This window comes from Microbispora hainanensis, from assembly GCF_006874475.1.
Lineage (GTDB): Bacteria > Actinomycetota > Actinomycetes > Streptosporangiales > Streptosporangiaceae > Microbispora > Microbispora hainanensis.
The window spans coordinates 32,079-55,584 of the sequence record NZ_VIRM01000007.1 but is presented as its reverse complement, the minus strand read 5'-3'; the positions used below and the strand labels follow the sequence as shown (position 1 = coordinate 55,584).

22 protein-coding genes and 1 pseudogene are annotated in these 23,506 nt (G+C 70.7%); 8 read left to right on the top strand and 15 right to left on the bottom strand.

Going from position 1 to position 23,506, the window contains the following annotated elements:
• The first annotated feature begins 104 nt into the window (after positions 1-104).
• On the top strand, positions 105-962 hold the full coding sequence (locus tag FLX08_RS08035) for an AraC family transcriptional regulator (protein ID WP_244312481.1): 858 nt from the start codon (positions 105-107) through the stop codon (positions 960-962).
• 189 nt (positions 963-1,151) lie between these two features.
• Here the strand turns inward: FLX08_RS08035 and FLX08_RS08030 are convergent, their stop codons facing one another.
• The 6 genes from FLX08_RS08030 to FLX08_RS08005 form a co-directional block, all read right to left on the bottom strand.
• Entirely contained in the window at positions 1,152-2,099 is a 948-nt protein-coding gene (locus FLX08_RS08030; RefSeq protein WP_142617583.1) for a WD40 repeat domain-containing protein, read from the bottom strand.
• Positions 2,100-2,206: 107 nt separating this feature from the next.
• Positions 2,207-2,974 (bottom strand): SDR family NAD(P)-dependent oxidoreductase, encoded by a 768-nt coding sequence (locus tag FLX08_RS08025; RefSeq protein ID WP_142617582.1) that lies wholly within the window; start codon positions 2,972-2,974, stop codon positions 2,207-2,209.
• Positions 2,971-3,858, bottom strand: a complete 888-nt coding sequence (locus FLX08_RS08020) for an NAD(P)-dependent oxidoreductase (protein ID WP_142617581.1) — start codon at positions 3,856-3,858, stop codon at positions 2,971-2,973. Before FLX08_RS08020 ends, FLX08_RS08025 begins: the two co-directional genes overlap by 4 nt.
• Before the next feature lie 102 nt (positions 3,859-3,960).
• On the bottom strand, positions 3,961-5,214 hold the full coding sequence (locus FLX08_RS08015; protein ID WP_142617580.1) for an MFS transporter: 1,254 nt from the start codon (positions 5,212-5,214) through the stop codon (positions 3,961-3,963).
• Positions 5,215-5,435: 221 nt separating this feature from the next.
• Entirely contained in the window at positions 5,436-7,202 is a 1,767-nt protein-coding gene (locus FLX08_RS08010) for a thiamine pyrophosphate-dependent enzyme (protein WP_142617579.1), read from the bottom strand.
• A 52-nt stretch (positions 7,203-7,254) separates the two neighbouring features.
• A complete protein-coding gene (locus FLX08_RS08005; protein ID WP_167530313.1) occupies positions 7,255-8,208 on the bottom strand; it encodes an MFS transporter in 954 nt (317 codons plus the stop codon).
• Between FLX08_RS08005 and FLX08_RS40460 the strand changes: the two genes are divergently transcribed.
• Positions 8,201-8,383 carry a hypothetical protein gene (locus FLX08_RS40460; protein ID WP_167530312.1) on the top strand — a complete coding sequence of 61 codons (183 nt, stop codon included), beginning with the start codon at positions 8,201-8,203 and terminating at the stop codon, positions 8,381-8,383. The two genes, FLX08_RS08005 and FLX08_RS40460, sit on opposite strands and share 8 nt — an antisense overlap.
• A gap of 109 nt (positions 8,384-8,492) precedes the next feature.
• Here the strand turns inward: FLX08_RS40460 and FLX08_RS08000 are convergent, their stop codons facing one another.
• The 5 genes and pseudogenes from FLX08_RS08000 to FLX08_RS07980 form a co-directional block, all read right to left on the bottom strand.
• Complete coding sequence (locus tag FLX08_RS08000) at positions 8,493-9,533, bottom strand: PP2C family protein-serine/threonine phosphatase (protein ID WP_142617577.1); 1,041 nt, start codon at positions 9,531-9,533, stop codon at positions 8,493-8,495.
• A 229-nt stretch (positions 9,534-9,762) separates the two neighbouring features.
• Positions 9,763-10,416 carry a potassium channel family protein gene (locus tag FLX08_RS07995; protein WP_240971594.1) on the bottom strand — a complete coding sequence of 218 codons (654 nt, stop codon included), beginning with the start codon at positions 10,414-10,416 and terminating at the stop codon, positions 9,763-9,765.
• A 1-nt stretch (position 10,417) separates the two neighbouring features.
• Positions 10,418-11,767 carry a TrkH family potassium uptake protein gene (locus FLX08_RS07990; protein WP_142617576.1) on the bottom strand — a complete coding sequence of 450 codons (1,350 nt, stop codon included), beginning with the start codon at positions 11,765-11,767 and terminating at the stop codon, positions 10,418-10,420.
• Between the two features lie 231 nt (positions 11,768-11,998).
• Positions 11,999-12,988, bottom strand: a pseudogene (locus FLX08_RS07985) (GDSL-type esterase/lipase family protein); the annotation flags it as partial.
• Between the two features lie 30 nt (positions 12,989-13,018).
• Positions 13,019-13,588, bottom strand: a complete 570-nt coding sequence (locus tag FLX08_RS07980; protein WP_142617574.1) for a TetR/AcrR family transcriptional regulator — start codon at positions 13,586-13,588, stop codon at positions 13,019-13,021.
• A gap of 116 nt (positions 13,589-13,704) precedes the next feature.
• Here FLX08_RS07980 and FLX08_RS07975 point away from each other — a divergent pair, with 116 nt between their 5' ends.
• Together FLX08_RS07975 and FLX08_RS07970 are read left to right on the top strand one after the other, a co-directional pair.
• Positions 13,705-14,091, top strand: a complete 387-nt coding sequence (locus FLX08_RS07975; protein ID WP_244312480.1) for a PadR family transcriptional regulator — start codon at positions 13,705-13,707, stop codon at positions 14,089-14,091.
• Positions 14,088-15,185, top strand: a complete 1,098-nt coding sequence (locus FLX08_RS07970) for a hypothetical protein (protein WP_142617573.1) — start codon at positions 14,088-14,090, stop codon at positions 15,183-15,185. Before FLX08_RS07975 ends, FLX08_RS07970 begins: the two co-directional genes overlap by 4 nt.
• 148 nt (positions 15,186-15,333) lie before the next feature.
• Here FLX08_RS07970 and FLX08_RS07965 read toward each other — a convergent pair whose 3' ends face one another.
• Positions 15,334-16,893, bottom strand: coding sequence for an alpha-L-arabinofuranosidase B (locus FLX08_RS07965; protein ID WP_142617572.1), 1,560 nt, complete (start codon positions 16,891-16,893; stop codon positions 15,334-15,336).
• A gap of 657 nt (positions 16,894-17,550) precedes the next feature.
• Here FLX08_RS07965 and FLX08_RS07960 point away from each other — a divergent pair.
• Positions 17,551-17,949 (top strand): ACT domain-containing protein, encoded by a 399-nt coding sequence (locus FLX08_RS07960; RefSeq protein WP_142617571.1) that lies wholly within the window; start codon positions 17,551-17,553, stop codon positions 17,947-17,949.
• Between the two features lie 367 nt (positions 17,950-18,316).
• On the top strand, positions 18,317-19,354 hold the full coding sequence (locus tag FLX08_RS07955) for a glycoside hydrolase family 11 protein (protein ID WP_142617570.1): 1,038 nt from the start codon (positions 18,317-18,319) through the stop codon (positions 19,352-19,354).
• A 186-nt stretch (positions 19,355-19,540) separates the two neighbouring features.
• Here the strand turns inward: FLX08_RS07955 and FLX08_RS07950 are convergent, their stop codons facing one another.
• The 3 genes from FLX08_RS07950 to FLX08_RS07940 form a co-directional block, all read right to left on the bottom strand.
• Positions 19,541-19,768 carry a hypothetical protein gene (locus FLX08_RS07950; RefSeq protein ID WP_142617569.1) on the bottom strand — a complete coding sequence of 76 codons (228 nt, stop codon included), beginning with the start codon at positions 19,766-19,768 and terminating at the stop codon, positions 19,541-19,543.
• 112 nt (positions 19,769-19,880) lie between these two features.
• A complete protein-coding gene (locus FLX08_RS07945) occupies positions 19,881-20,387 on the bottom strand; it encodes a hypothetical protein (protein ID WP_142617568.1) in 507 nt (168 codons plus the stop codon).
• Positions 20,388-20,504: 117 nt separating this feature from the next.
• Positions 20,505-21,785: a M3 family oligoendopeptidase gene (locus FLX08_RS07940; RefSeq protein WP_142617567.1), complete on the bottom strand. Its 1,281-nt coding sequence runs from the start codon at positions 21,783-21,785 to the stop codon at positions 20,505-20,507.
• A 171-nt stretch (positions 21,786-21,956) separates the two neighbouring features.
• On the opposite strand from FLX08_RS07940, the gene FLX08_RS07935 reads away from it, so the two are divergent.
• Positions 21,957-22,580: a DUF6461 domain-containing protein gene (locus tag FLX08_RS07935; protein ID WP_142617566.1), complete on the top strand. Its 624-nt coding sequence runs from the start codon at positions 21,957-21,959 to the stop codon at positions 22,578-22,580.
• 142 nt (positions 22,581-22,722) lie between these two features.
• Complete coding sequence (locus tag FLX08_RS07930) at positions 22,723-23,376, top strand: hypothetical protein (protein WP_142617565.1); 654 nt, start codon at positions 22,723-22,725, stop codon at positions 23,374-23,376.
• Positions 23,377-23,506 lie beyond the last annotated feature (130 nt).

Sequence of the window (23,506 nt, the reverse complement as noted above, 5' to 3'; positions counted from 1 at the left end):
ATCGGTGGGGCGAGCCGGGGTCAAAACCGCCGTCCGCCGTCTCCCGCGCCCAAAGGCCGTCCCCAGGACCCGACGACGGCCGCGGACGCCGGTAGTCTCGGCGCGTGCGGCACGAGTCACCGGACGCCGGCGCGGGCCTGCGCCGGCATCTGCCGGAGGGCGGGACCGGGCCCGGCCACCGGCTGCGGTTCGGCTCCGGCGCGGCGGGCATCGAGCGGCTGGAGGCGTCGCTCGCCGGCGAGGGCTTCTCCACGCACCGCCACGACACGTACGCGATCGGGATGACGCTGCGGGGCGTGCAGACGTTCCGCTATCGCGGTGAGCAGCGGCACTGCCTGCCGGGGGAGTGGCACGTCCTGCACCCCGACGAGCCGCACGACGGTGTGGCGGGCACCGACGAGGGATTCGGCTACCGGATCATCTACCTCGATCCCTCCCTCGTGCAGGAGGCGCTCGGCGGGGCGCCGCTGCCGTTCGTCGCCGATCCCGTGATCGCGCGGCGCGACGCCGACCCCGCGCTCGCCGCGTGGCTGCGCGACATCGACGAGCCGCTGGACGAGGCCGAACGGCTGACGCTCACACTCCGGGTGGTCCGCACGCTCGTGCACCACTCCTCCGCGAGGCCGGGCAGGCGGGCTCCGCTCCCGCTGGAGGCGCTGGCCCGGGTGCGCGACCTGATCGCGGACGACCCGACGACGCGGCACACGCTCGCGGAGTTCGAGCAGGTCTCGGGCCTCGACCGGTGGACGGTCGCGCGGCAGTTCCGCGAGGCGTTCGGCACCAGCCCGACCCGCTTCCGCACCATGCGGCAACTCGACCTGGCCCGCCGGCTGCTGCGCGGCGGCGTGCCCCTGGCCGAGGCGGCCCAGCTCGCCGGCTTCGCCGACCAGGCCCACATGTCGCGCATGTTCAAACGGGCCTACGGCCTCACGCCCGCGAAGTGGACCGCCGCGCTCGCCTGACGACCGGCGTCGCACTCCATCGGCTGGGGGGCGTTCCTCGCCTTCGTGCTCGCGTTCACGCTCGCCCGCCGCTGTCGCCCCGCGCGGAGGACGATCGCCGTCGCGTGTGCCGCGCCCCTCGCGGTGATGGCCGTGTGGAGCGCGGCCGCGGCGCTGCTCGCGCCCGACGCGCTGCGCCCTTCCGGGCCGTCACTGGGCGAGGACGTAGCCTCCCACCGAGGACGGGATGACGAAGGAGTCGAGCCTGCGCAGCTGGTGCGTGGTGCGGTTCACCCGATACCAGGTGTGCGTCCTGCGCAGGTCGCCGCCCACCTGACGATCGGAGCGGGTCAGCACGTCGAGGTGGCCCGCTCTGTCCCAGCGTGCCGTCAGGGCGGTCTCGCCCTTGCGGAGCCGGATGGGGATGCTGCTCTTCTTCGCGGTGGCCAGATTGCGGGTGAGGACCACGTTCTTCACCGAACCGCCGGTCTTCGTCCACTTCGGGGCGGCCACGGTGACGCCGTCGGGGCCGAGATCACCCCGCATGTAGACGGACCGCCGCAACTTCACCGACCACGTGCCGGTCGCGTAGAGCACCGCCCTCCGGTTGTCGCCCGCCATCATGCGCTTCCCGTCCGGGCTGAAGTCCCAGGTCTGGTATCCCCTCGGCAGGGTGAACACCTTTCCCGTGGTCGTGTCCGCGACGCGATTCACCTCCCACTCGGAGGCGTTCACGCCGCGCATGCCGAGGAACCGGCCACCAGGGGAGAGGGTGAGCGCGTCCATCCGGAGGTCGTCCGGCCACGTCACGGTGGGCACCTCGCGCACCTTGCCGGTCGCGGCCGCCCAGATCGTGAGCACGCCGTCCTTCCCCGCGAAGTACGCGGCATGGGCGCCGTCCTGGGAGACGGCGACGACGCCGGCGACGACGTACTCGCCGGCCGCCACGGTCCTGCGGGCACTGGGGAGCGGGACGACGCGGCCGTTGCTCAGCCAGAGCTTCAACGGGCCGCAGGGATGCCGGCCGCCGTCGGACTGGAGGCAGGACCCGAGACCCGCATAACGGATCACGGGCGGGGCCGTCGCGGCCTCGGCCTGGGGGATGATCATGAACGTCGCGCCGGCCACCACGGCGGCCGGCGCTATTCGAGACAGCATCCCGACATCTTCGCACGATGCCGACATCAAGGACCGTGATCGCGTCCGGTCCGGCTGGCGAGCCCGGTAATCAGGACGCCGTCAGAGCCCGCTGTCAGATCCCGCTGTCAGAGCCCGCCGTCGACGTTGAGCACGGCGCCGGTGACGTACGACGCCCGCTCCGACAGCAGCCAGGCGACCGCCTCGGCGATCTCCTCGGGCCTGCCGGGACGCCCCATCGGGATGCGGGCCGCCACCCGCTCCGCCCGTCCCGGCTCCCCGGAGCGCGCGTGGATCGTGGTGTCGATCGTCCCCGGCGCGACGGCGTTGACCCGGATGCCGGCCGGGGCGAGCTCGCGGGCCAGGCCCACGGTCAGCGTCTCGACCGCAGCCTTGGTCGCGGCGTACGCAACGTACTCGTGCGGCGAGCCGGTGCGCGACGCGACCGAGGAGACGTTCACGATCACCCGCCCGGACGACGACGCGGTCGCCGGCTCGGACGCGCCCGCGGTCCAGCGCCGCGCCGCCTCCCGGCACAGCCGCACGGGCGCCACCAGGTTCACATCGACGACCCGCCGCAGGTCGGCGTCGGTCAGACCGGTGAACGGCCCGATCCTGCTGGTCACCCCCGCGTTGTTGACCAGGCCGGTGACCTCTCCGGTCGCCTCGGCCAGCTCGAACAGCCGCTCCGGCGCGTCCTCCCCGGTCACGTCGAGCCGTACGCCGCGGACGAGGGCGCCGGAGCGGCCGAGCTCGTCCTCCAGCGCCTTGGCGTCCACGTCGGAGCCGGAGTGGGTGAAGACGACGCCGAACCCGTCCGCGCACAGGCGACGCACCGTGCTCCGGCCGATCCCGCGCGTCCCTCCGGTGACGATGACGACCGGGTGAGAGGTCATCGGCGTGCTCCTTCCCCGTCCGTCCTGGCCTCGATCGCGTGGACGACGGCGGCCATGTCCTGGTCGGCGTGGCCCAGCGCGAGGGTCTCGCCGAAGAGCGTATGGCAGACGTCCAGCAGCGGTGAGGCGAGGCCGGCCCGCCGGGCCGCCTCGGCGATGAGCCGGTTGTTCTTCAGCACGTCGGCGATGGCGGCCTGGGCGGCGAAGTCGCGCCCGGCCAGCTTGACCGCCTTCACCCGCGAGATGTCGCTCGCCATCTGGCCCGAGTTGAGCACGTCCACGAGCAGCTCGATGTCGAGGCCCTGACGCTCGCCGAAGTGCAGCGACTCCGCGAGGCCGGTGACCGTCGTGATCAGGAAGATGTTGACCGCGAGCTTCGTCAGCAGCGCCTTGGGCGCGGGCCCGCACACCACCGTCTTGACGCACATCGGCGTCAGCAGCGGGCGGACCTCCTCAACGGCGTCAGGGCGGCCGGCGAGCATCGCCACCAGCCGCCCCTGCTCGGCGGGCACGCGGGAACCGGAGATCGGCGCCTCGACGTAGCGGCCTCCGGCCGCCAGCACGTCGGCCTCCAGGCCGGCCGAGTAGACGGGGGAGGTCGTGCCCATGTGCACCACGACCCGGTCCGCGACGTTGCGGGCGAAGGCGGGCGTGCCCCGCTCCAGCACCGCGTCGATCGCGGCCTCGTCGGCCAGCATGAGGATCACCACCCGCACCCGCCGGAACACCTCGGCCGCGCTGCCCGCCACCTGCGCGCCCGCGGCGCGCAGCGGCTCGGTCCTGGCGGCCGTACGGTTCCACACCACGAGGGGGGTTCCGGCCCGGACCAGGTTGAGCGCCATGGGCTGCCCCATGATCCCGAGACCGACGAAGCCCACGTCCATCCGTTCGCCTCCCCGCTCACGTCCCGTGCCGCGGCGGCGGCACGCCGGGGACCGTTGTAGCCGACGGCGCGGCGGCGGTCTTGAACGATTGTGCCGCCGCCGTCACGAGGCGAGCGCCTCGCGCCGGCCCAGCGCCTCGTAGACGAGGGTGCCGGCGGCCACGACGGCGACCACGGCGCCATAGACCAGTGAGGTCCCCCGCAGGCCCTGCGTGGCGATGGCGATCCCGGCGATCAAGGCCGGAATGCTGAACGCCAGGTAGCTCACCACGTAGATCGCCGAGATCAGCGCGGCCCGCTCGTGCGGCTCCGCGAGCTGGCTGACCGTCCGGAAGGCGCCCAGGTACGCCGGCCCCCACCCGGCGCCCGCGACGAGCGCCGCCACGACGAAGAGGGGCAGCGAAGCCGATGCCACGGCGACGATCAGCAGGATCGTCCCGAGGAGGAGCAGCAGCGTTCCCTCGCGCTGGAGGCGCTCCGGCGCGCGGTTCCTGAGCAGCACCGACACGAGCGCCGAGACCGCGGCGAGCGCGCCGAGGACGAGGCCGATCGCCGCGTGGTTGTGCTCGTCGAGCACCGCGGCGAGCAGCGACGCCCCGACGGAGAAGATCAGTCCGCCGAGCATCCAGGTGGAGAGCATGACCGGGACCGCGCGCAGGAACGCGCGCCTGGCCGGCGCGGGGACGAGCACCTTCGGGCGCAGCGCGGCGGCGGCGCCGGGAGCCCGCTCGACGGTCTCGGGCAGCACCGCCGTCACGATCGCGAGGACGACGAACGCCGCCGTGAGAATCACGAAGATCAGCCGGGTGGGGTGCGGCGCGTACTCGATCAGCACCCCGCTCCCGACCGTGCCGATGCTCAGGCCCGCGGTGGTGGCGGCGCCGTTGACGAGCGATCCCAGCCGCGACCCGTCGGCGGGTTGCAGGTCGAGCAGGTACGCACCGACCACACCGATCGCGGCGCCGGTCGCGAGGCCCTGGATGACACGGGCGGCGACAAGGGCGGCGACGCCGTTCGCGCCGAGGAAGACGGCCATCGCGGCCGCCTCGGCGACCAGCGCCACGGCGAGGACCGGGCGGCGGCCGAGGAAGTCGGACAGCCGCCCCACCGTGAGCAGGCTGACCAGCAGTGCGAGCACGTAGACGGCGAAGATCGCCGTCAGCGTGAGGGCGCTGAAGCCGAACTCGGCCTGATACACGGGATAGAGGGGGCTCGGCGCGCTCGAAGCGGACAGCAGGATGGCGGTGGTGCCCGCCACCAGCCAGAAGGCCGCCGCGCGCGGCAGGGCCGCGAGGCCGCGGCGTCTCACCGCCGGGGTGTCGAGGGCGTGCTGTCGTTCGTGCAGGCGACTTGTCATCGTGGCTCCGGCTATCGTTCGAAATAGATCGAACGGTTGTAACCGCCGGGCCCCGCATTTAGTTCCAAAAATCTCGAAATGTTGGGGATGTGAGCTACGTCACGCCGAGCCGGCCGTCACCGGGTTCCATGCCGACGTTGCCTGCACATCGCGGATGCGAGGACCCCGCGAGCGGCCCCCGCGCCCGCTCGCCCGGCCGGCTCCGGCCGGAGGCACGACCGTCAGGACAGCAGCTCGTTGATCTTGTCGCGGGCGACCGTGGCGAGCACGCCCGCCTTGTGCGGCTGGCCGCGCAGGAACGCCTCGGTGAAGTGCTTGGCCTGCTCATACCTGACCTTGCCCGGCATCGGCGGCTCGTTGGGATTGACGTCGCAGTCCACCAGCGCCGGCCCGTCGTGCGCCAGCGCGTCCCGGATCGCCCTCGGCAGGTCCATCGGGTCCTTGATCTTCGCCCCGTACGCGCCGCAGGCGCGGGCCCAGGCGGAGAAGTCGGCCTCGGGCGGCCGGTGCCGCACGGCATACTCGGGGTAGCCGAGAATGATCTGCTCCCAGAGGATCTGCCCGTAGCCGTTGTTGTTGTTGATCACGACCTTGATGGGCAGGTCGTGCCGTACGGCCGTGAGGAAGTCGGCCATGAGCATGGCGAACCCGCCGTCGCCCACGAACGCGATCACCTGGCGGCCGGGGAAGGCGTGCTGCATCCCGATGGCGTACGGCAGGCCCGGGGCCATCGTGGCGAGGTTGCCCGACAGGTAGAACTCCCGCCCGCCGCGGATCGTCCAGTGCCGCGCGGCCCACGTCGCGATGGTCCCGGAGTCACAGGTCAGGATGGCGTCGCCGGAGGCCGCCTCGTCGACGCAGCCCATGAGGTACTGCGGCGCGATCGGATCGCGGCCGGGATCCTGCAGCGCCCTCATGTCGCGCCGCCAGGCGTCCATCTTGCGCTGGTACTTCTCCAGGAACGACCGGTCCTTCGCCGGGGCGAGCATCGGCAGCAGCGCCCGCAGCGCGAGCTTCGCGTCGGCGGCGACCGGGGCCTCGGTCGGCCGCCGGATGCCCAGCAGGGAGGGGTCTGCGTCGATCTGCACCACCCGGGCCTGCCCCTCGGGCGGCAGGTATTTCCCGTAGGGGAAGGACGTGCCGACCATCAGCAGCGTGTCGCACTCCTCCATGAGCTCCTCGCTCGGCGCGGTGCCGAGCAGGCCGAGCCCGCCGGTGGTGAGCGGGTGGTCGTCCGGCACCACGACCTTCCCGGGGAGGGTCTTCACGATCGGGCTGCCCAGCCTGTCGGCGACCGCCAGCACCTCCTCGCGGGCGTGCCGCGCGCCGACGCCGACCAGCATGGCGATCCGCTCACCCTGGTTCAGCACCTCGGCCGCCCGCGCCAGGTCCTCCTCGACGGGCCGCAGCGGCGGGAGCGAGCAGGTCGTCAGGCTCGCGGGCGGGGTGCCGGGGCTGACGTGCCGGTAAGGGTCCTCGCTCGCGGGCGCCACCTGGATGTCGTTGGGGAAGGTCAGGTGCGACACCGTCCGCCTGGTCAGCGCGGTGCGCACCGCGAGGTCGACCACGCCGGGCATCTGCTGCGGGTTGGTCACCATCAGGTTGTAGGCGGCGACGTCCTGATAGAGGCGGTCGAGGTGGACCTCCTGCTGATAGTGGGTGCCCAGCACCGAGGTCTCCTGCATGCCGGTCAGGGCCAGCACGGGCACGTGGTCGAGCTTGGCGTCGTACAGGCCGTTCAGCAGGTGGATGGCGCCCGGCCCCGAGGTCGCGGCGCACACGCCGAGCCGGCCGGTCGCCTTCGCGTAGCCGGTCGCCATGAACGCGGCGGCTTCCTCGTGATGCACCAGGATGAAGCGCAGCTTCTCGCGGTGCCGGCGGAACCCCTCCATCAGGCCGTTGATCCCGTCGCCGGGGAGCCCGAAGATCGTGTCGACCCCCCACTCCACCAGCCGCCGGGCCAGGCTCTCACCCACGATCTCGGTCATGTCCGCCTCCGATTGCATTCGACCGTACGGGCGGGTTCCGCAACGGTCCCGTTCAGCGGGAGCCGGCCCGGTGGCCGCGCCACCAGCCGAGGGCGTACGCCGCGACGAGACCGGCGGCGACGGCGAGAGGCTTCGGCGACGACATGACCGACTTGACCTGCTTGAGGGCGCCCTTCGGGTCGGCCACGGCGCCCACGACGCTGCCGATCGCCGACGTCAGGATGTCGCCCGCGCGCTTCACCACGGTGCTCTGCACGTTCATCATCGGCACGTTCATCATCGGCACCTTCATCATCGACACCTTCATGATCGGCTCCGGCATCGAACGGCTCGCCCGAGGGGCCCTTCCCGGCACCCGTACGCGTAAACGACGCCGCGGGTCACGGGGGTTTGGCGTGCGGCAGACCGCCGCATCACGACCGGTCCCGGCCGCCTGCCCGGCCCGCCCGGGCCGCACGGGGCCGGACGGCAGCAGGAAGCTCGCCACGAAGCTCACCCTCAGCAGGCCGACGATGACCCACAGGGCCTGCTCGCTCGAGCGGAGGAAGACGGAGTCGATCAGGAAGATGGTGCGCCAGTCCCAGCCGAAGAGGCCGGCGTCGATGAGCAGACCTCCCAGCAGCGGCCCGCTGACACCGGCGAGGGCCAGGACCATGCCGTACAGGCCGAGTGCCCGGGGACGCTCCGCGGCGCTGAAACCGACCTGGATGTAGGTCAGGACCTGCGCAATCATCACCGCAGCCGGCGCGCCCTGCAGGACGCGCGCGCCGATCAGGGTCTCGGGGCCCTGCGCGGCCCCCGCCGGCGCCGAGGCGATGGTGAAGCCCACGATGCCGGCGAGAAAGGTCTTCCTGCGGCCGAAGACGTCGCCGAGGCGGCCGCCGGTGATGAGCATGAGCGCGAAGGCCAGGGCATAGCCGGCCGCCACCCACTGCAGGCCGGCGTCGGTAGCCCACAGGTCCTTCCGTATCTCGGGCAGGCCCACCGTGACGATGGTGGTGTCCACCAGGTCCATGAAGGCGGCGAGGAGGACGACCAGGAGGGCCGGCCACCGTCTGGCGCTCGACCCTGCCTCGGGACCGGACGCGCGAGAATTTGGACCCATCAACGGCTCGATGGAGGCCGGCGTCAGGAGGCTCGACGAGCTGCTGGAGGACTACAGCGACGAGCAGCTCGCGTGATCCACGACTTTCTCCGCCGCTCGGTCGCCATGACCGAGCGCGAGACGGCCAACGCGCAGGAGCGCCCGGCCCGGTAGTGGTCAGAGGAGCAGACCCGCGGAGTGCCGGCTCATCCGGGATGGCGGCGGAGCAGGAGCATGGCGGCGTCGTCGGGGAAGGGGCCGCCGGCGTGGCGCAGCAGGTCGGCGCGCAGCCCGTCGAGCGCCACCTGGGGATCGGTGCCGCGCAGCAGATGGGCCCGCTCCGTCAGCGGGTAGAAGCGGCCCTGCCGGTCGCGGCACTCGATCACGCCGTCGGTGTAGAAGAGGATCTGGTCGCCCTCCTCGAACGGCACCCGGTGGGGCTTGGGCCGGGGCGAGCCGAGCCCGCCGAGCCCGAGCGGGAGGGCCTCCTCCTGCGGCTCCGCGAAGTGGACGCCGCCGTCGCGCCGCAGCACGAGCGGGGCGGGGTGGCCGCAGTTGAGCAGCGAGATCTCCCCCTCGTGCACTTCGGCGAGTATGGCGGTGACGAACTTCTCGCCGCTCAGGTGCCGGGCCAGGCTGGTCTCCACCCGCTCGACCACACCGGCGAGCTCGGACTGGTCGTAGGCCGCCTCGCGGAACGCGCCGAGCACCCACGCCGCGGTCTCGACCGCCTCCAGGCCCTTGCCCTGCACGTCGCCGATGAGGATCCGTACGCCCTCCGGGGTGGTCACCACCTCGTAGAGGTCGCCGCCGATCTGGGCCTCCGCCGCGGCGGAGGTGTAGGAGAGCGCGATCCGCAGGTCGCTCGCGCGGCGGGGGACCGGGCGCAGGAGCACCCGCTGGGCCGCCTCGGCGACCAAGCGGACGTTGGCCAGCTCGCGCTCGCGCCGGTTGCGCAGGCGGCTGGCCAGCATGCTCGCGCCGGTGACGCCAACGATCGCGGTGAGGGTGAGATTGTTGCTCGTCCGGCCGAGCAGGCCGTCGTACACGGCGAGGGGGACGCAGATGGCGAGGGCCAGCAGCCCCACCATGGCCGTGCGGCGCACGCTGCCCGCGACCGACGCGAAGGCCGGGCCCAGCGTGAGGAGCGGAAGGAAACCCACCCCCGGCCCGGTGATCAGGTCGACGACGACGACCAGGAGAATCGCGATGAACGGCAACGCACGCAAGATGCTCTGGGAACTCATCGCGACTCCATAGCCGGCCCCCACACGTCAGCACATGATTCCTTTGGTGGCTTTACTCTTTCCCGCGTAGTGAACACGGCACTCCCCTATGCCCGCGACGGATGGCACCATTTCGGGCCGGACGGTCAAGTCGCGGCGGGCCCCACCTGATCACTACGAGTAGTGACGTTACTCGAATTCGTGACGCCGTGGCCGGTAAAGCAGGACATCCGGCCTTCCCCGCACGCTGTCACGGCAGCTCCGCGAAGCGTTCGACCTGGTCCGTACGGCCGGACACGATGATGACGTCGCCATAGCCGAGCTCGGTCTCGGCGGTGGCGTAGGTGAACTCCTCGTCCGGCCGCTTGACCGCCACCACCGTCACCCCGTATTTGCGGCGCAGGCTCGACTCGCCGAGGGGCACTCCGACGTACTCCTTGGGCGGAAGGGTCTTGACCAGGGCGAAGTTCTCGTCGACCTCCATGTAGTCGAGCAGCCGCCCGCTCACCAGGTGGGCCACGCGCTCACCCATGTCGTGCTCGGGGAAGACCACGTGCTGGACGCCGATCCGGCTGAGGATGCGGCCGTGCTGCCGGCTCACGGCCTTGGCCCAGATGTCGTCGATCTCCATCTCGACCAGCAGCGACGAGGTGAGGATGCTCGCCTCCAGGTCGCTGCCGATGGCGCACACCGCGCGGTAGAAGTCCGGCAGGCCGAGCTGGCGCAACGCCTCGGGGTCGGTGGCGTCCGCGGTGGCGATGTGCGTGATCTGGCCCGCGAGGCTCTGCACCACCTTGGGGCGGTGGTCGATGGCGAGCACCTCGGTGCCGCGCCGCACCAGCTCCAGGGCGAGCGCGGTGCCGAAGCGGCCGAGACCGATCACGGCCACGGGGTCGTTTCTCATGTCAGCCAACGATGACCTCCTCCTCCGGTAATTCATAGCGCCGGCCGCGATCCTTCAGCGCCAGGGCGGAGCCCAGCGTGAGAGGGCCGATCCGGCCGACGAACATCAGCAGCGTGAGCAGCACCTGCGCGGCGGGGGAGGCGGCGGAGGCGACGCCGACGGACAGCCCGGTCGTGCCGAAGGCGGAGACGACCTCGAACAGCACGTGGTCGAGGGACTGCGGCGACAGCACCAGCAGGACGTAGGTGAAGAGCGCGACCAGGGCGACGCTCAGCACGGTCAGCGAGACCGCCTGCCGCTGCGCCGCCTCGGTGAGGCGGCGGTGGCCGATGTTCACCCGGCTCTCGCCGCGCAGCTCCGCCCAGACGATGAACGTGAGCAGGCCCAGCGTGGTGACCTTGATGCCGCCCGCGGTGCCCGCGCTGCCGCCGCCGACGAACATCAGCAGCTCGGTGACGAGCCAGCTCGAGGGGTGCATCTGCGTGATGTCGAGGCTGTTGAATCCGGCGCTGCGCGGCATGACGGCGGTGAAGAACGCGGCGAGCAGCTTGCCGTGCTCGTCCATCGGCCCGAGCGTGCGGGGGTTGGTCCACTCCGTGACGAGGAAGACCAGGGTGCCGCCCGCCAGCAGGACGGCGGTGACCGTGAGCGTGATGCGGGTCAGCAGCGACCAGCGGCTGGGCCGGCGCCAGGACCGGCGCAGCTCGAACACGACGGGATAGCCGAGCCCGCCCACGATCACCGCCGCCGCGACGGTCAGGCAGACCCAGGGATCGGCGGCGAACCTCACCAGGCTGTCGGGCCACAGCGCGAAACCGGCGTTGTTGAACGACGAGACCGCGTGGAACAGGCCCAGGTAGAGGCCGCGCCCGACGGGCTCGCCATAGCCGAGCACGAACCTGAGCGTGAGGACGGTGCCCACGACCGCCTCGCATGTCAGGTTGAACAGCACCACCTTGCCCACGACGCGCCGCAGGTCGCTGCCGTTGAGCACCCGGGTCTCGGCCTGCGCGGACAACCGGGCACGCAGGCCCAGCCTGCGGGAGACGAGCAGGGTGAAGACGGTCGCCAGGGTCATGATGCCGAGACCGCCCACCTGGATCAGGACGGCGATGACCACCTCGCCGAACGCCGACCAGTGCGTGGCCGTGTCGACGACGGTCAGCCCGTTCACGCACACCGCCGACGTCGCGGTGAACAGGGCGGTGAGCCAGTCCGCGGGCGCCCCGGAGGCCGTGGCGAGCGGACTGGACAGCAGGACGGTGCCCAGGATGATCGTCACCCCGAACACCGTCGTGATCACCTGCGCCGGCTGGTGGAAGCGCGCCACCATGGCCCAGAACAGTTTCATGCGCGCGGCTCTCCGCCGTCGCGGCCCCGTACGCGTACGCGCGGGCGGCCACGCCAGGCTGGGGTCCCGCGCTCGTCGCCGAGGCGGCGGGCCGACTGCGATACCACCGAGACCTCCGTTGGGGGCAACGGGACGACGGCGCCGACCTGACTTCCCGGCACACCGCGGCCTACCGTAACAGCACATTTCCGCCCGGGCACATCAGGGCCTCACCGCCGGCGGGAATACCGATCAGCCGGCCGTGACCGCGAACGGGCCGCCTGCGCCGAACACGAGCCGGGCGAAGTTGTCGCCGATGCGGCGATGTCCCGCCGGGCCGGGATGCACCTCGTCGGGCAGCGGCAGTTCCGCGTAGTCGGCCTCGCCGTAAAGGTCGCGGCCGTCGAGGTAGTGCAGGTGCGGGTCGTCGGCCGCGCGCTGCACCACGATCCGGGCGAGCTCGTCGCGGACGACGTTGAGCGTCAGCCGCCCGGCGGCGCGCTCGGCCGGGTCGCCTGTGGCGGTGAACCGCACGGTCCCGCCCTGGAAGTCGGGTGCGAGCGGGCCGGGGGTGTCCTCCTGCACCGGGCACAGGACGGAGGACACGACCAGCAGCGGCGTGGCCGGGTGTCCCTCGCGGATCGTGTCGAGGAAGCCGTGGACCGCGGGGGTGAACGCGCGCAGGCGCATCACGTCGCCGTTGACGATGTTGATGCCGATCTTGACGCTGATCAGGTCGGCGGGGGTGTCCCGCATCGTGCGGGCGGTGAACGGGTCGAGCATCGCGCTTCCGCCGAACCCCAGGTTGATCAGCTCCACTCCGCCCGCGGCGGCGGCGAGGGCGGGCCAGATGGCGGTGGGGTGGGCGGCGTTCGAGCCGTGGCTGATGGAGCTGCCGTGGTGCAGCCACACCCTGCGCCCGCCGTCCGGCGCCGGCTCGATCGGGGCGTCGGTGCGCAGGGCGATCAGCTCGGTGATCTCCGTATGCGGAAGCCAGATCTCGACGTTCTTGTCACGCGCGGGCAGATCGGCGAACCGGGCGGTGCCCGGAGGTCCTTCCCTGAGCTCGACCGACTGGGTGGCCATGTCGATGACCCGGACGTTGCCGCCGCTCACGGTGGCCTGGGCCGTGAGGCGGCCGTCGACGAGCAGGTCGTAGGCGCCGTCCGCCGGGGCGGGCAGGCCCAGGTAGGCCCTCTTGGTGGGCAGCGCGTCGAGCTCGACGGTGGTCGCCCGGGTCCGGAACTGCTCATCGCCTCAGCCTGTTCGTGATCAGGGCGTGGTCCGGTCGCGCAGCAGGGTGTCGAGGGAGTCCACGATCCAGGACCAGGATTCGTCCGGGTCGACGGCGGTGTGGCTGAAGCCTCCGCTCATCTCCAGGTCGACGTAGCCGTGGAAGACGCTGCCCAGCATCCGCACCGCGTGCGTCTGGTCCGGCTCCGCGATGTCGTACCCGCGCAGGATGGCCCGGGTCATCTGGGCGTGCCTGCCACCGGCGCTCGCGGCCGCCGCCTCGGGGTCGAGCCTGAACCGGGCGGCGGCGTAGCGGCCGGGATGCTCCCGGGCGTAGTCGCGGTAGGCGGCGGCGAAGGCGGCCAGGGCGTCCCTGCCGGCGCGCCCGGCCAGCGCGTCGGCGACCCGGTCGGCGAGCTCCTCCAGCGCCAGCAGGGCGATCCCGGTCTTGAGGTCATGTGAGCTCTTCACATGTGAGTACAGACTCGCGACCTTGACGCCGAACCGCCGGGCCAGCGCCGAGATCGTCACATGCTCGAAGCCGACCTCGTCGGCCAGTTCCGCCCCCGCCCTGATCAGGCGTTCCGTGGTCAGACCCGCACGCGCCATCAACCCTCCCCCTACGTTGCCTTCAAGGATTATGTAATTGCCTAATACATATAGGCAAATCGCGCACGGATGTGTGGTCCACTTGAATATCATGGCTTCCGATATATTCTGGGGCCGTGACAACACGGGCGATGACGGAACCGGCGTTCCTCGTTCTCACCGCACTCGTCGACGAGCCACGGCACGGCTACGGCATCGCGCAGGAGGTCGAGCGGCTCTCCGGAGGGCGGGTCCACCTCAAGATCGGCACCCTGTACGGCGTGCTCGACCGGCTCGCCGCCGACGGGTGGGTGGAGGCGGACCGCGAGGAGGTGCGGCAGGGACGGCTGCGCCGCTACTACCGGCTGACCGACGAGGGGGCGCGGGCGCTGGAGGAGGAGGCCGTACGGCTGGCCGACAACGCGCGCCGCGCCGTCGAACGGCTGCGACTCAGGCAGGGGCTCAGGCAGGGGCTCGGACAGGGCCTCGGGCAGGGGCTCGGGCAGGCGGGAGGGCCGGCATGAGTGAGCGCGACGACGAACGCGGCCTGCTCGAGGAGCGCTACCGGCGGTGGCTGCGGCTGCTGCCGGCGTCCTATCGGGCCGAGCGCGAGGAGGAGATGGTCGCGGCCTTCATGGACGGCGCCCGGCGCGCGCCGGCCGGGCACGACGACCAGCGCCCGCGCCTCCTGGAGATCGCCAGCGTGGCCGCGCTCGCGCTGCGGCTGCGGCTGGGCGGCCCGGGGTCCCCGCCCGGGGCCTACCTGTGGGGCGAGACGGTCCGCCTGGCCGCCCTGCTCGGCCTCGTCTTCTGGACGACGATCGCCGGCCTGTACGCCGGGCAGGCGGTGCTGACGTACGGCATCCCCGCGGACGCCCTGCCCGACGGCGTCATGGGCATCGGCGATCCCGAATCCCCCGACCGCGCGCGGCTCGTGCTGGCCGACCTGACGCCCCTGCTGTGGGCGGTGAGCCTCGGCGCGCTCGCGCGAGGCCGTGCCCGCACGGCCAAAGCGGCGGCCGTCGCGGCCCTCGTCGTGCCCTGCGTGCTGGTGCCGCCGCCGATGACGGAGTGGGAGAACGCGGTGCGCTGGGCCTGCTCGCTCCTGCCGGCCGTGGTCCCGGCGCTGGCGCTTTTGACCGGGTTCCATCGCGCCGCCCCGCCGCCCCGCCTGCCCGCGCGGCGGGCCCGGCTCCTGCTCGCGCTCCCGGTCGCCGCGGGCCTCCTGCTCTCCCTGGTCGTCGGGGTGCTGGGGGCGGCGACACGGGCGGCGACACGGGCCGGGATTCCCTCCGAGGAGCTTCTCGTGGCGGCCTGGATGTGGGCCGACACGACGGGCCTCGCGTCCGTGTCGCTGGCGGCGGTCGCGGTGTGGTGCGCGCTCCGGCACCGGACACCGGGGCGGTCCGCCGGGCCCGTGGCACTCGCGGCGGCGATCCTGGCCGTGCCCGCCGTGCTCGCCCGGGCAGGCACGATGCCGGGCATGACCGGCGTCACCTTCCTCACCGCGACCCTGCAACTGGCTGTGCTCGTGGCGAGCGGGATCGCCCTCGTCGTCATCGGCGTACGGGCGCTGCGGGCGGCGGACCCCGGCCTCACCGCGCTGCGCGCCCCGTGAGCCGGAGCGGCCGGGGGAGGGCCGCACACCGGGGGCCGCGACGGCTATGCCGGGGCGGAACGCGTCACACCGAGGATCCTTTCGTCGGACAACGGTGATGCCGCCCCCGGGGCCGGGAGCGGCATCGGTCGTGCGGAGGAGCCGGGAGCTAGGCCCAGGGCTGGGAGACGACCCAGCTCACGTCGTTGCTCCACTGGTTGGCGTTGTCGAAGGCGTTCGATCCGCCGTTGCTCGCGATGTAGACGGTGTTGTTGTAGTGGCGCAGGAACCGGGCCGGGAAGTTGTAGGAGGCGAACGACGTCCCCTGGCCGTTCTTGCCCGCCTGCGGGCAGAAGGTGGCGTCCTGGGCGAACAGCGAGCTGCCGTCGTCGCGCTGCCGGTAGAGCTGGTAGTAGCTGTGCCGCAGGTAGTCGCCGGGGTAGTTCCTCGACTCGAACGACACGCACGAACTGTTGGCCAGCCCGCTGCGCACGATCCAGGTGGCGTCGTTCTTGTCCAGCGTGGAGCTGGACGAGGTGATCACGGACGTGATGACGTTGTCGTTCTGGTGCCGGACGTAGCGGTCGGTGTAGCCCGGTGTGGTCGCGCGCAGCGAGATCGCCGAGCCGGGGGTGAGCGTGCCGTTCTGGACGCCGCCCGACGTCGTGCCGTATCCGGCGGCGACGATGTTGGCCTGCACCGCGTTCTCGGTGGCGTCGGACGGATAACCGGACGTCATCACGCCCTCGTAGAAGGTGCCCCTGGCGCCGACGCTGTTGTCGCCGCCGATGCCGAGGATGATGGCGCCTTCCTTCTTCATCGGGTTGTAGCCCGCGACGTTGGGCCGCGCCCCGTTGTAGAAGGTCGACAGGCCGCCCGACTGGGCGTTGGCGCCGCGGATGGCCCAGTGGCTGGGCTCACCCTTGACGATGGCGGTCAGGAACCGGTGGCTGATGCTCGGGTTGCCGGCGTTGTAGTGCTGGTTGACACCGGAGAACAGGCCGTTCTCCAGGTCGGCCATGATCCAGGGGCCGTTGCCCGCGCCGTAGCCCCAGTAGTTGTTGTTGCCGAAGTAGATGGCCTCCATCGTGCCGTTGCCGTTGTCGCGGCTGTTGGTCTCGGCGTTGCCGTAGTCGAAGCAGCAGCCGTTGTTGTAGTGGGTGCCGTCGAAGACGGCGTACATGCCCTCCGGCTGGTCGCCCCTGGCCACACCGTTGGTGTTGTTGTTGCGATAGCCGGTGCCGGGGGCCACGTAGACGCCGTACGCCTTGTGGCCGCCGACGGTGACCGGCGCGGCGGTCGCGATGGCGAGGTTGTCGTAGCCGCCCGCGGCCGGGCCGGAGAACCCGCCGGGAGGCGCCTGGGTGAGCCGGTTGTTGCGGCCCGACTGGTCGTAGATGATCGTGATCACGCAGGTGGTGCCGGAGCAGAACGAGTCCTGCGTGGCGGCGTCGGCCACGCCGCCCGCGCTGAGCACCCCGATGTCCCGGGTGGCGTTGTCCGAGGAACGGCGCACCTGGTACAGCGGGCCGTTGTAGCCGCCGTAGAGAGCGCGCGTCGTGCTATGCGCCGCAACACACGGCGTGCCGCCCGCGGCGTAGATGTCACACGGCCCCTGCGTGGCGGCCTCCGACGGTGCGGAGAGGCCGGCCAGCAGGCCGGCGGCGAGCGTGATCGCCGCGCCCGCGGACAGCGCCGTCCTCTTCAGATGCCCTAATCGGAAAATCATGATGGCTTTCCGTGCCTTCCTGGTGAGGAGTCTCGTGCCGACGAAGTGTTAGCGCTAACAATTGCAGCTGTGAGCCCGCCGTCTCACAGTCGTGCACGGGGGTCGGTGCGCTCAGTTTTGGCTTCCGGCTCGTCTCCGTCAAGGCCCTGATTCGGCCGAAGGGGCGTTTTTCCGCGACACGCGGGTGTTGTCGAGGGCCGACTCCCCAGAGTGCGAGACCGTGACCCGTCCGGAGGCGAACTCTGGCACGTTTCCCCTGCTCAATGGGCGTTTCCCGATGCCAGGTCCATCGCCGGTCCGGCCGGCCGTGCGGGAAAGCCGTGAAAGTTTCAGGACCGACGGGCGCGCGCCGCGACTCGGCCCTTTTCCGGTCTTGACCGGCGCGCCGGAATGGCCCACAGTGACGGTCAGGCGCCCGCCCTATCCGCCGCCCGGCGGCGCCTCATCCTGTCGTTTCCGGCCCGAATGGCGGGGTGCGAATGTTATGGATAACATTCGGGATCACGATCATCCGGCCGCCTCGCGGGTGTCAATCCGCGGCGGGCCCGGCTTGGCCATGCGTCGCCGCACGGCGGTGAGATCGCCCCGGCATGGCTTGGCCCTTGGCCCGTGGGGTTCTACACGGGCGACGTGTAGGCCGCTTGTATGGTGCTCGGTGTGACCGGCGAGACCGACCTGCGCATGCTGCTGAGCGGCATGCGGCCGCGGCTGGACCCGGGCCGCTACGTGTTCACCACCGTGGACGGCCGGATCCCCGCCGGTGCCCGGCCCGTCGTCACGGTCGCCGAGGAGGAGGGCCTGACACTGGTCCTGTCCCAGCAGGAGGCCGACGCCGCCGGACTGGCGTACGAGTACGTGGCGGGCTGGATCACGCTGCGCGTCCACTCGGCGCTTGAGGCGGTCGGCCTGACCGCTGCCGTCGCGCGGGAGCTCGCCGCCGCCGGCCTGAGCTGCAACGTCGTCGCGGGTTTCCACCACGACCATCTCTTCGTGCCGTACGAGCGCGCCGCCGAGGCGGTGGCCCTGCTGGAGGACCTCGCGCGCCGCTCCGCCTGACGCCGCACGCCGCCCGCGCCTATGTGGCCCGACCTGCGGGTATGAAACTTTCAAGGGCGTTGACCAGCGTCCTGACCGCGTCGCCGAAATTCTTACCGAACAGGCGGACGCCTCTCACCAGGTCTGATGGCGATTCCCGTCATTCTAAGGTTTCGGCGGCGTTACGGGAATCGTTGACAACTGTGCGACCTCGATCCGATACTTTCGTCAAAGCTCCGATACTTTCGTCAAAGCTCCGATAGTTTTCGGAAGCGTAGGCGTACGGCACCGTCGTGGGATGGCCGCCATCACCCGCCCGCTTACGCGCCCCGCCGAGTCGCCGTACGCCGTCTGACCCCCCGTCAGGCTTCAGTAGGAGGAAGCACGCATGATCGACGCCCCCGCCCAATCGTTAGGCCATAGACCCGGCCGCGTCAGGGCGCTCATCGCCCGTGTCTGCGCCGTGGCGCTGGCCGCGGCCGTGGCGTTGCTGCCCGGTGTCGCCGAGGCGGCCGTGACGACGAACCAGACCGGCACCAACAACGGATACTTCTATTCGTTCTGGACCGACAGCCAGGGCACGGTCTCCATGGAGCTGGGCTCCGGCGGAAACTACAGCACCTCCTGGCGCAACACCGGCAACTTCGTCGCCGGCAAGGGCTGGAGCACCGGCGGGCGCCGTACGGTGACCTACTCGGGCAGCTTCAACCCCTCGGGCAACGCCTACCTGGCGTTGTACGGGTGGACGAGAAACCCGCTGGTGGAGTACTACATCGTCGAGAACTGGGGCACCTACCGGCCCACGGGGACGTACAAGGGCACCGTCACCTCCGACGGCGGCACGTACGACATCTACCAGACGACGCGTTACAACCAGCCGTCCATCGAGGGCACCAGGACGTTCAACCAGTACTGGAGCGTCCGGCAGCAGAAGAGGACCGGCGGCACCATCACCATCGGCAACCACTTCGACGCGTGGGCCCGCAACGGCATGTCCCTCGGCAGTCACGACTACCAGATCCTCGCCACTGAGGGCTACCAGAGCAGCGGCAGCTCCAACATCACCATCGGCGGCTCCTCCGACGGTGGCGGTGGTGGCGGTGGCGGTGGCGGCGGTGGCGGTGGCGGTGGCGGTGGCGGTGGCGGTGGTGGCGGTGGCGGTGGCTGCACCGCGACGCTGTCCGCCGGCCAGTCGTGGAGCGACCGCTACAACCTCAACGTGTCGGTCAGCGGTTCGAACAACTGGACCGTGACGATGAACGTCCCGTCCCCGGCGAAGATCATCTCCACCTGGAACACCAGCGCCACCTGGCCCAGCTCGCAGGTGATGGTCGCCAAGCCGAACGGCAACGGCAACAACTTCGGGGTGACCATCCAGCACAACGGCAACTGGACCTGGCCGACGGTCTCCTGTAGCGCGGGCTGATCCCGCACCCGCACTCGCACCTTCGCACCTCGTGGCGCGGCGGCCGACGGCCGCCGCGCCACTGTGCTGCCGGCGCTCGGCTGCGGGCGCGTTCTCCAGCAGGCCTGGGATGGCCGCGTGGGCGCCCGGCGGCGTGCCGCGACGAGCCGTGCTCGCGCGACGCGCTTCGCCCGCGGCGCATCTGTCTCAGAGTTTGTGGAGCTTCTTGTAAGGGGTCAGGATTCGTTCCTGCTGCGATCGGAAATCGACGACCACAGCCACCCCCTCCTCTACTTCCACGACCACGCCGAGACCGTACGAATCATGGCTGACCTGGTCGTTCACACTGAACTGCTCGACAGGCGGAGCGGGGGGCGGGGGCTTGAAGGGACTGGTGGGCAGGTGACGGCGGGACGCGCCGCTGGCAGGCTTCATCCCTTCAAGTATGTGCTGCTCGGGGAACTGGTCACAACCAACCCCCGGTCTTGGGGCCGCCGCCTTTCCACGCTCCCCCGATTGGCGGGCGGAACAGGAGACCGGCCGCCCGTCATGGCCGCCACGCTTCCTGATAGTCGGCGTGCCAGTTGTACGCGGATCCCTCCAGCCTCAGCAGATGCTCCGCCTGGGCGTGCTCCTCGATCGCCAGGTAGAGGTCCTTGACGAGCACCGATTCCAGGTAATCCAGGCGGCTCCGCTTCGCGGCCAGGTCCCGCTCCAGTTTGTGCGAGCCGGGCTCCCCGGCGTCCGCGGTCTTGCGCGCCTGGTCCAGATCCTCACGGACGCGGGCGCGCAGGAACGCGATCAGCCCCGCCAGCACCGCTTCCGCCCGTTGCGCGCGGGCCCTGCGCGCGTCGGTCACGATCTCGCGATAGCGGGCGGCGAGGACGGGCCCGTCCGCGCTCATGTGGTCCTGCCGGGGAAATCGCCGCAGAAGTGCCTTTTCGCCGGCCGGCTCTGTGTCGCCGGCGGCGAAGGCGTCCCCGAGGAGCTCCGCCGCGAGCAGGGGCCGGTTGCGGACCAGCTCCAGGAGCGTCCCCCGATTGATCGTCGTCATGGCCAGGAGGTTACCTGGAGTAGTCATGCGCGCGCCAAACGTGGCCGACCTCGGCTGAGGTGGTTTTCTTCCCTCCGGTGGAAGCTCTCTCCACCTGTGTGGGTCCTGACCGCGCGATCATGGTGTCTTTTCCTCCGCAGGCCCGGACCCCTCGGGCCGCTTCGGTGCGCCTTCCGCGTCCCCGAGCTGGCGGAGCGCCCGCTCGGCGATCTCGCTGGAGAGCCTGCCCATCACCGATCTGGCCCGGCCGAACGTCTCCGTCCCGAGCTGTACGGCGACGTCGAGGCCCTCCGCTCCCGTCTCGAGCACCTTGTCGCGCACCTCCGCGGCCGCGTCCGCCCATCGCCTCGCCTCCAGCGACTGCCGATCGCGCTCGATCCCGAGCCGTCCGTGGAAGTCGACGACGGTGGTCGCGACATGGTTGCTCGAATGCACCAGGGCCCTGACTATGGCCGGGTGCAGCAGCACCTTCGTGTTGGCCGCGGCGGCGGCCGCCTGCATGCGGGCCAGCAGGCGCTCGGTGCTCCGGGAGATGAGTTCCAGCCGGTTCCGCCGTGCGGCTCGAAGCGCGAGGCGATGCTCGTCCAGCTCCTCCGGAGACGCCTCCAGCACCCGGTCGAGTTCGAGCACGGCGATCGCGTCCTGCAGCTGGAAGCAGCGGGCCAGAACGGCGAGCCACTCCTGGACCTTGACCTCGGCCTCCTTGGACGTCTTGGCGAGATCGCCGATCTTGGCCTTGTGGTCCATCTTCTCGGCGATCGCGTCGAGCTGACGCAACGCGTACGCCTGGGTCCGTGCGATCGTCACCGGCGTGGCCTGCATCTTCGACCACGTGACCTCGGAGACCCGGCCCACCTGCTCCCGGATGGTCATGGCCTCCTCGATCAGGAGGTCCACTCCGATCATGTCCGCCACCACGGCGTCCTTCTGACCGCGGAGCACGTCGTCGACCTTCTCGTCGATGGCGGCGAGATAGTCGGTGATCTCCTCCATGGTCTGTTGCATCGCGAGCTGCGCCATGAGCCCCGCGGCGCCGGCCAGGACCGCCGGGTTGGTCAGGAACGATCCGGGCTTCACTATCTCCATGAGTCCCTTGATCTTGCCGTTCTCCGTCAGCACGGTCCGGCTGACGTCCCGGTTCGACCCTTTCATCAGGGTGTACTTTCTCATCGCCTGCGCGGACTTCTCGGTCAGCTTCACCCAGCGGCCCGCGTTGGCGGCAATCTCGGACCCCACCTGTGCGGCTTCGACGCCGGCGCCGAGAGCGGATCTGAGCCGTTTCAGTCCGAGGTCCTTCGACGGCAGTCCCTCGGAAGTGAGGAAACGGTCCACAGCCGCCGGATTGCCGATGACCGCCAGGCCATCACCGTCACTGATCAGCTGAATCTCGTCATCCATCGTCGGCTCCTGAAGTGCGGGCAGGGAAAGCGGTTCTTGGCAATGCGCTGCGCACGACAGTATGCCGGGAAATCCCATGAGAAAGCGCGGCGGTCCTTGCGCTGCGACTCGCGAGCGAAGGCCCGCTGCACAGGAGGAAATTCTGTCGGCGGGTGCTGCGAGTATGACGGAATGTTCGCGACTCCTGACGACTACTCCTGGTTCTCCCCTGAGCGCTTCCCCGGACTGGCGGATGCCTACTGCTTCACCTACGTCCGTGGCCTGGCGCCTGAGGAACTGATGACCCGGCTCGGCGTGCGGGTTGAGGACTGTTCTCACCTGACGCTCGACGAGCTGATCCGGTGGCGAACCATCGGCGCCGTCGCCGTCGGAGACTGGGCACTCCTCGTCGAGGCCAACGGCGGGCTCGGCGTCACCGAAGAGATCGCCATGCCGCTGTCGGCGGGCACCCGCCTCGTCTCCCACTTCTACCTCGACGTCGACGGCATGGACTACTTCTCCTGGATCGACGACGGAAAGATCCGGTTCGAGTTCGCGTACCAGGAAGGTTATTCCCACTGGATCGACGGCGGGCGGATCCGGTTCATGTTCCGGCCTCATGAAAGCTACTCAGCGGAGATGCCGGACGAACTCGTGGAGACCATGGAGCGGATCGACTCCGTCTATCCACCGCTCACCGATCCCTGCAATGGACCGGCGTTCCTCTTCGCCGAGCGCCTCACCGGGATCACGATGACGCCGCAACTGCTGGAGAAGTCCACCTACCTGTGCGGAGTCGTTCCCGAATCGAGGTGAGCGGAAAGGCCTCAGGGTTTCACGACCGGTGATCCCCGTGTTTGCGATATTCATACGTCACTTTTCACCACAACGGCCCGGCCGCGGCCGGTCGGTGTCAGTATGTGATCAAGGTTTCCCCCCGACCGACAAGGACGTCCGCATGAAGAACCGCGCCCGGATCGCCGTGACCGCACTGACGCTCGCCGCCTCGCTCGCCGCCGTGGTCCCGGCCTCTGCGGCGTCCGACCGGCCGCTCAGCCGTACGCAACTCAAGAAGCTGCTGGTAACGACGAAGGACCTCGGCAAGGAAGGGGGCGCGATTCCCATGGATCTGAAGCAGCTCGACCTGACCGGGCTGGAGGTGGACGACGCCCACTGCCTGACCGCCGCGCGGGCGTTCGACGCCGTGTTCGACCGGCCGGCGCAGAGCGCTTTTGTCCTCGGGCGGGTGTCCGGAGGGGAGCGCCTCTACACGGGCGACGCCGCCACGCTCAAGAAGATGACCTCCGCCGCCCAGCGGGTCGCCACGGCCTGCGACGGCGCGGGCGACCGGCGCAACATGGTGAAGATCGTCAAGCGCGCCCCGGGCAAACTGGGCCAGGCGGCCTACGCCTTCGAGGTCCAGGACTCGAACCCGGTATACGAAGGGCAGGGCACCAAGCTGTACCACTTCGACTATGTGGTGATCCGGCACCGATCGGCGGTCGCCGTCGTCCAGGGGATCAGCGCCGGCGCGAGCCACTGGAAGGACACCATGAAGCTGGCGCGGAAGGCGGCCGCGAAGCTCGTCTCGGCCTACCCCCGGCACGTCTGACGGCGGGGCCGGGGATCGCGTGGAGGTGCAGTGACGGCAGCGTCGGCGTGCCGGCCCTCGGGGAGCGGCGCCACAGGGACGACAAGATCAACGAAGCGGGCAGTACATCGGCGTCCGACCGCACCAGGCG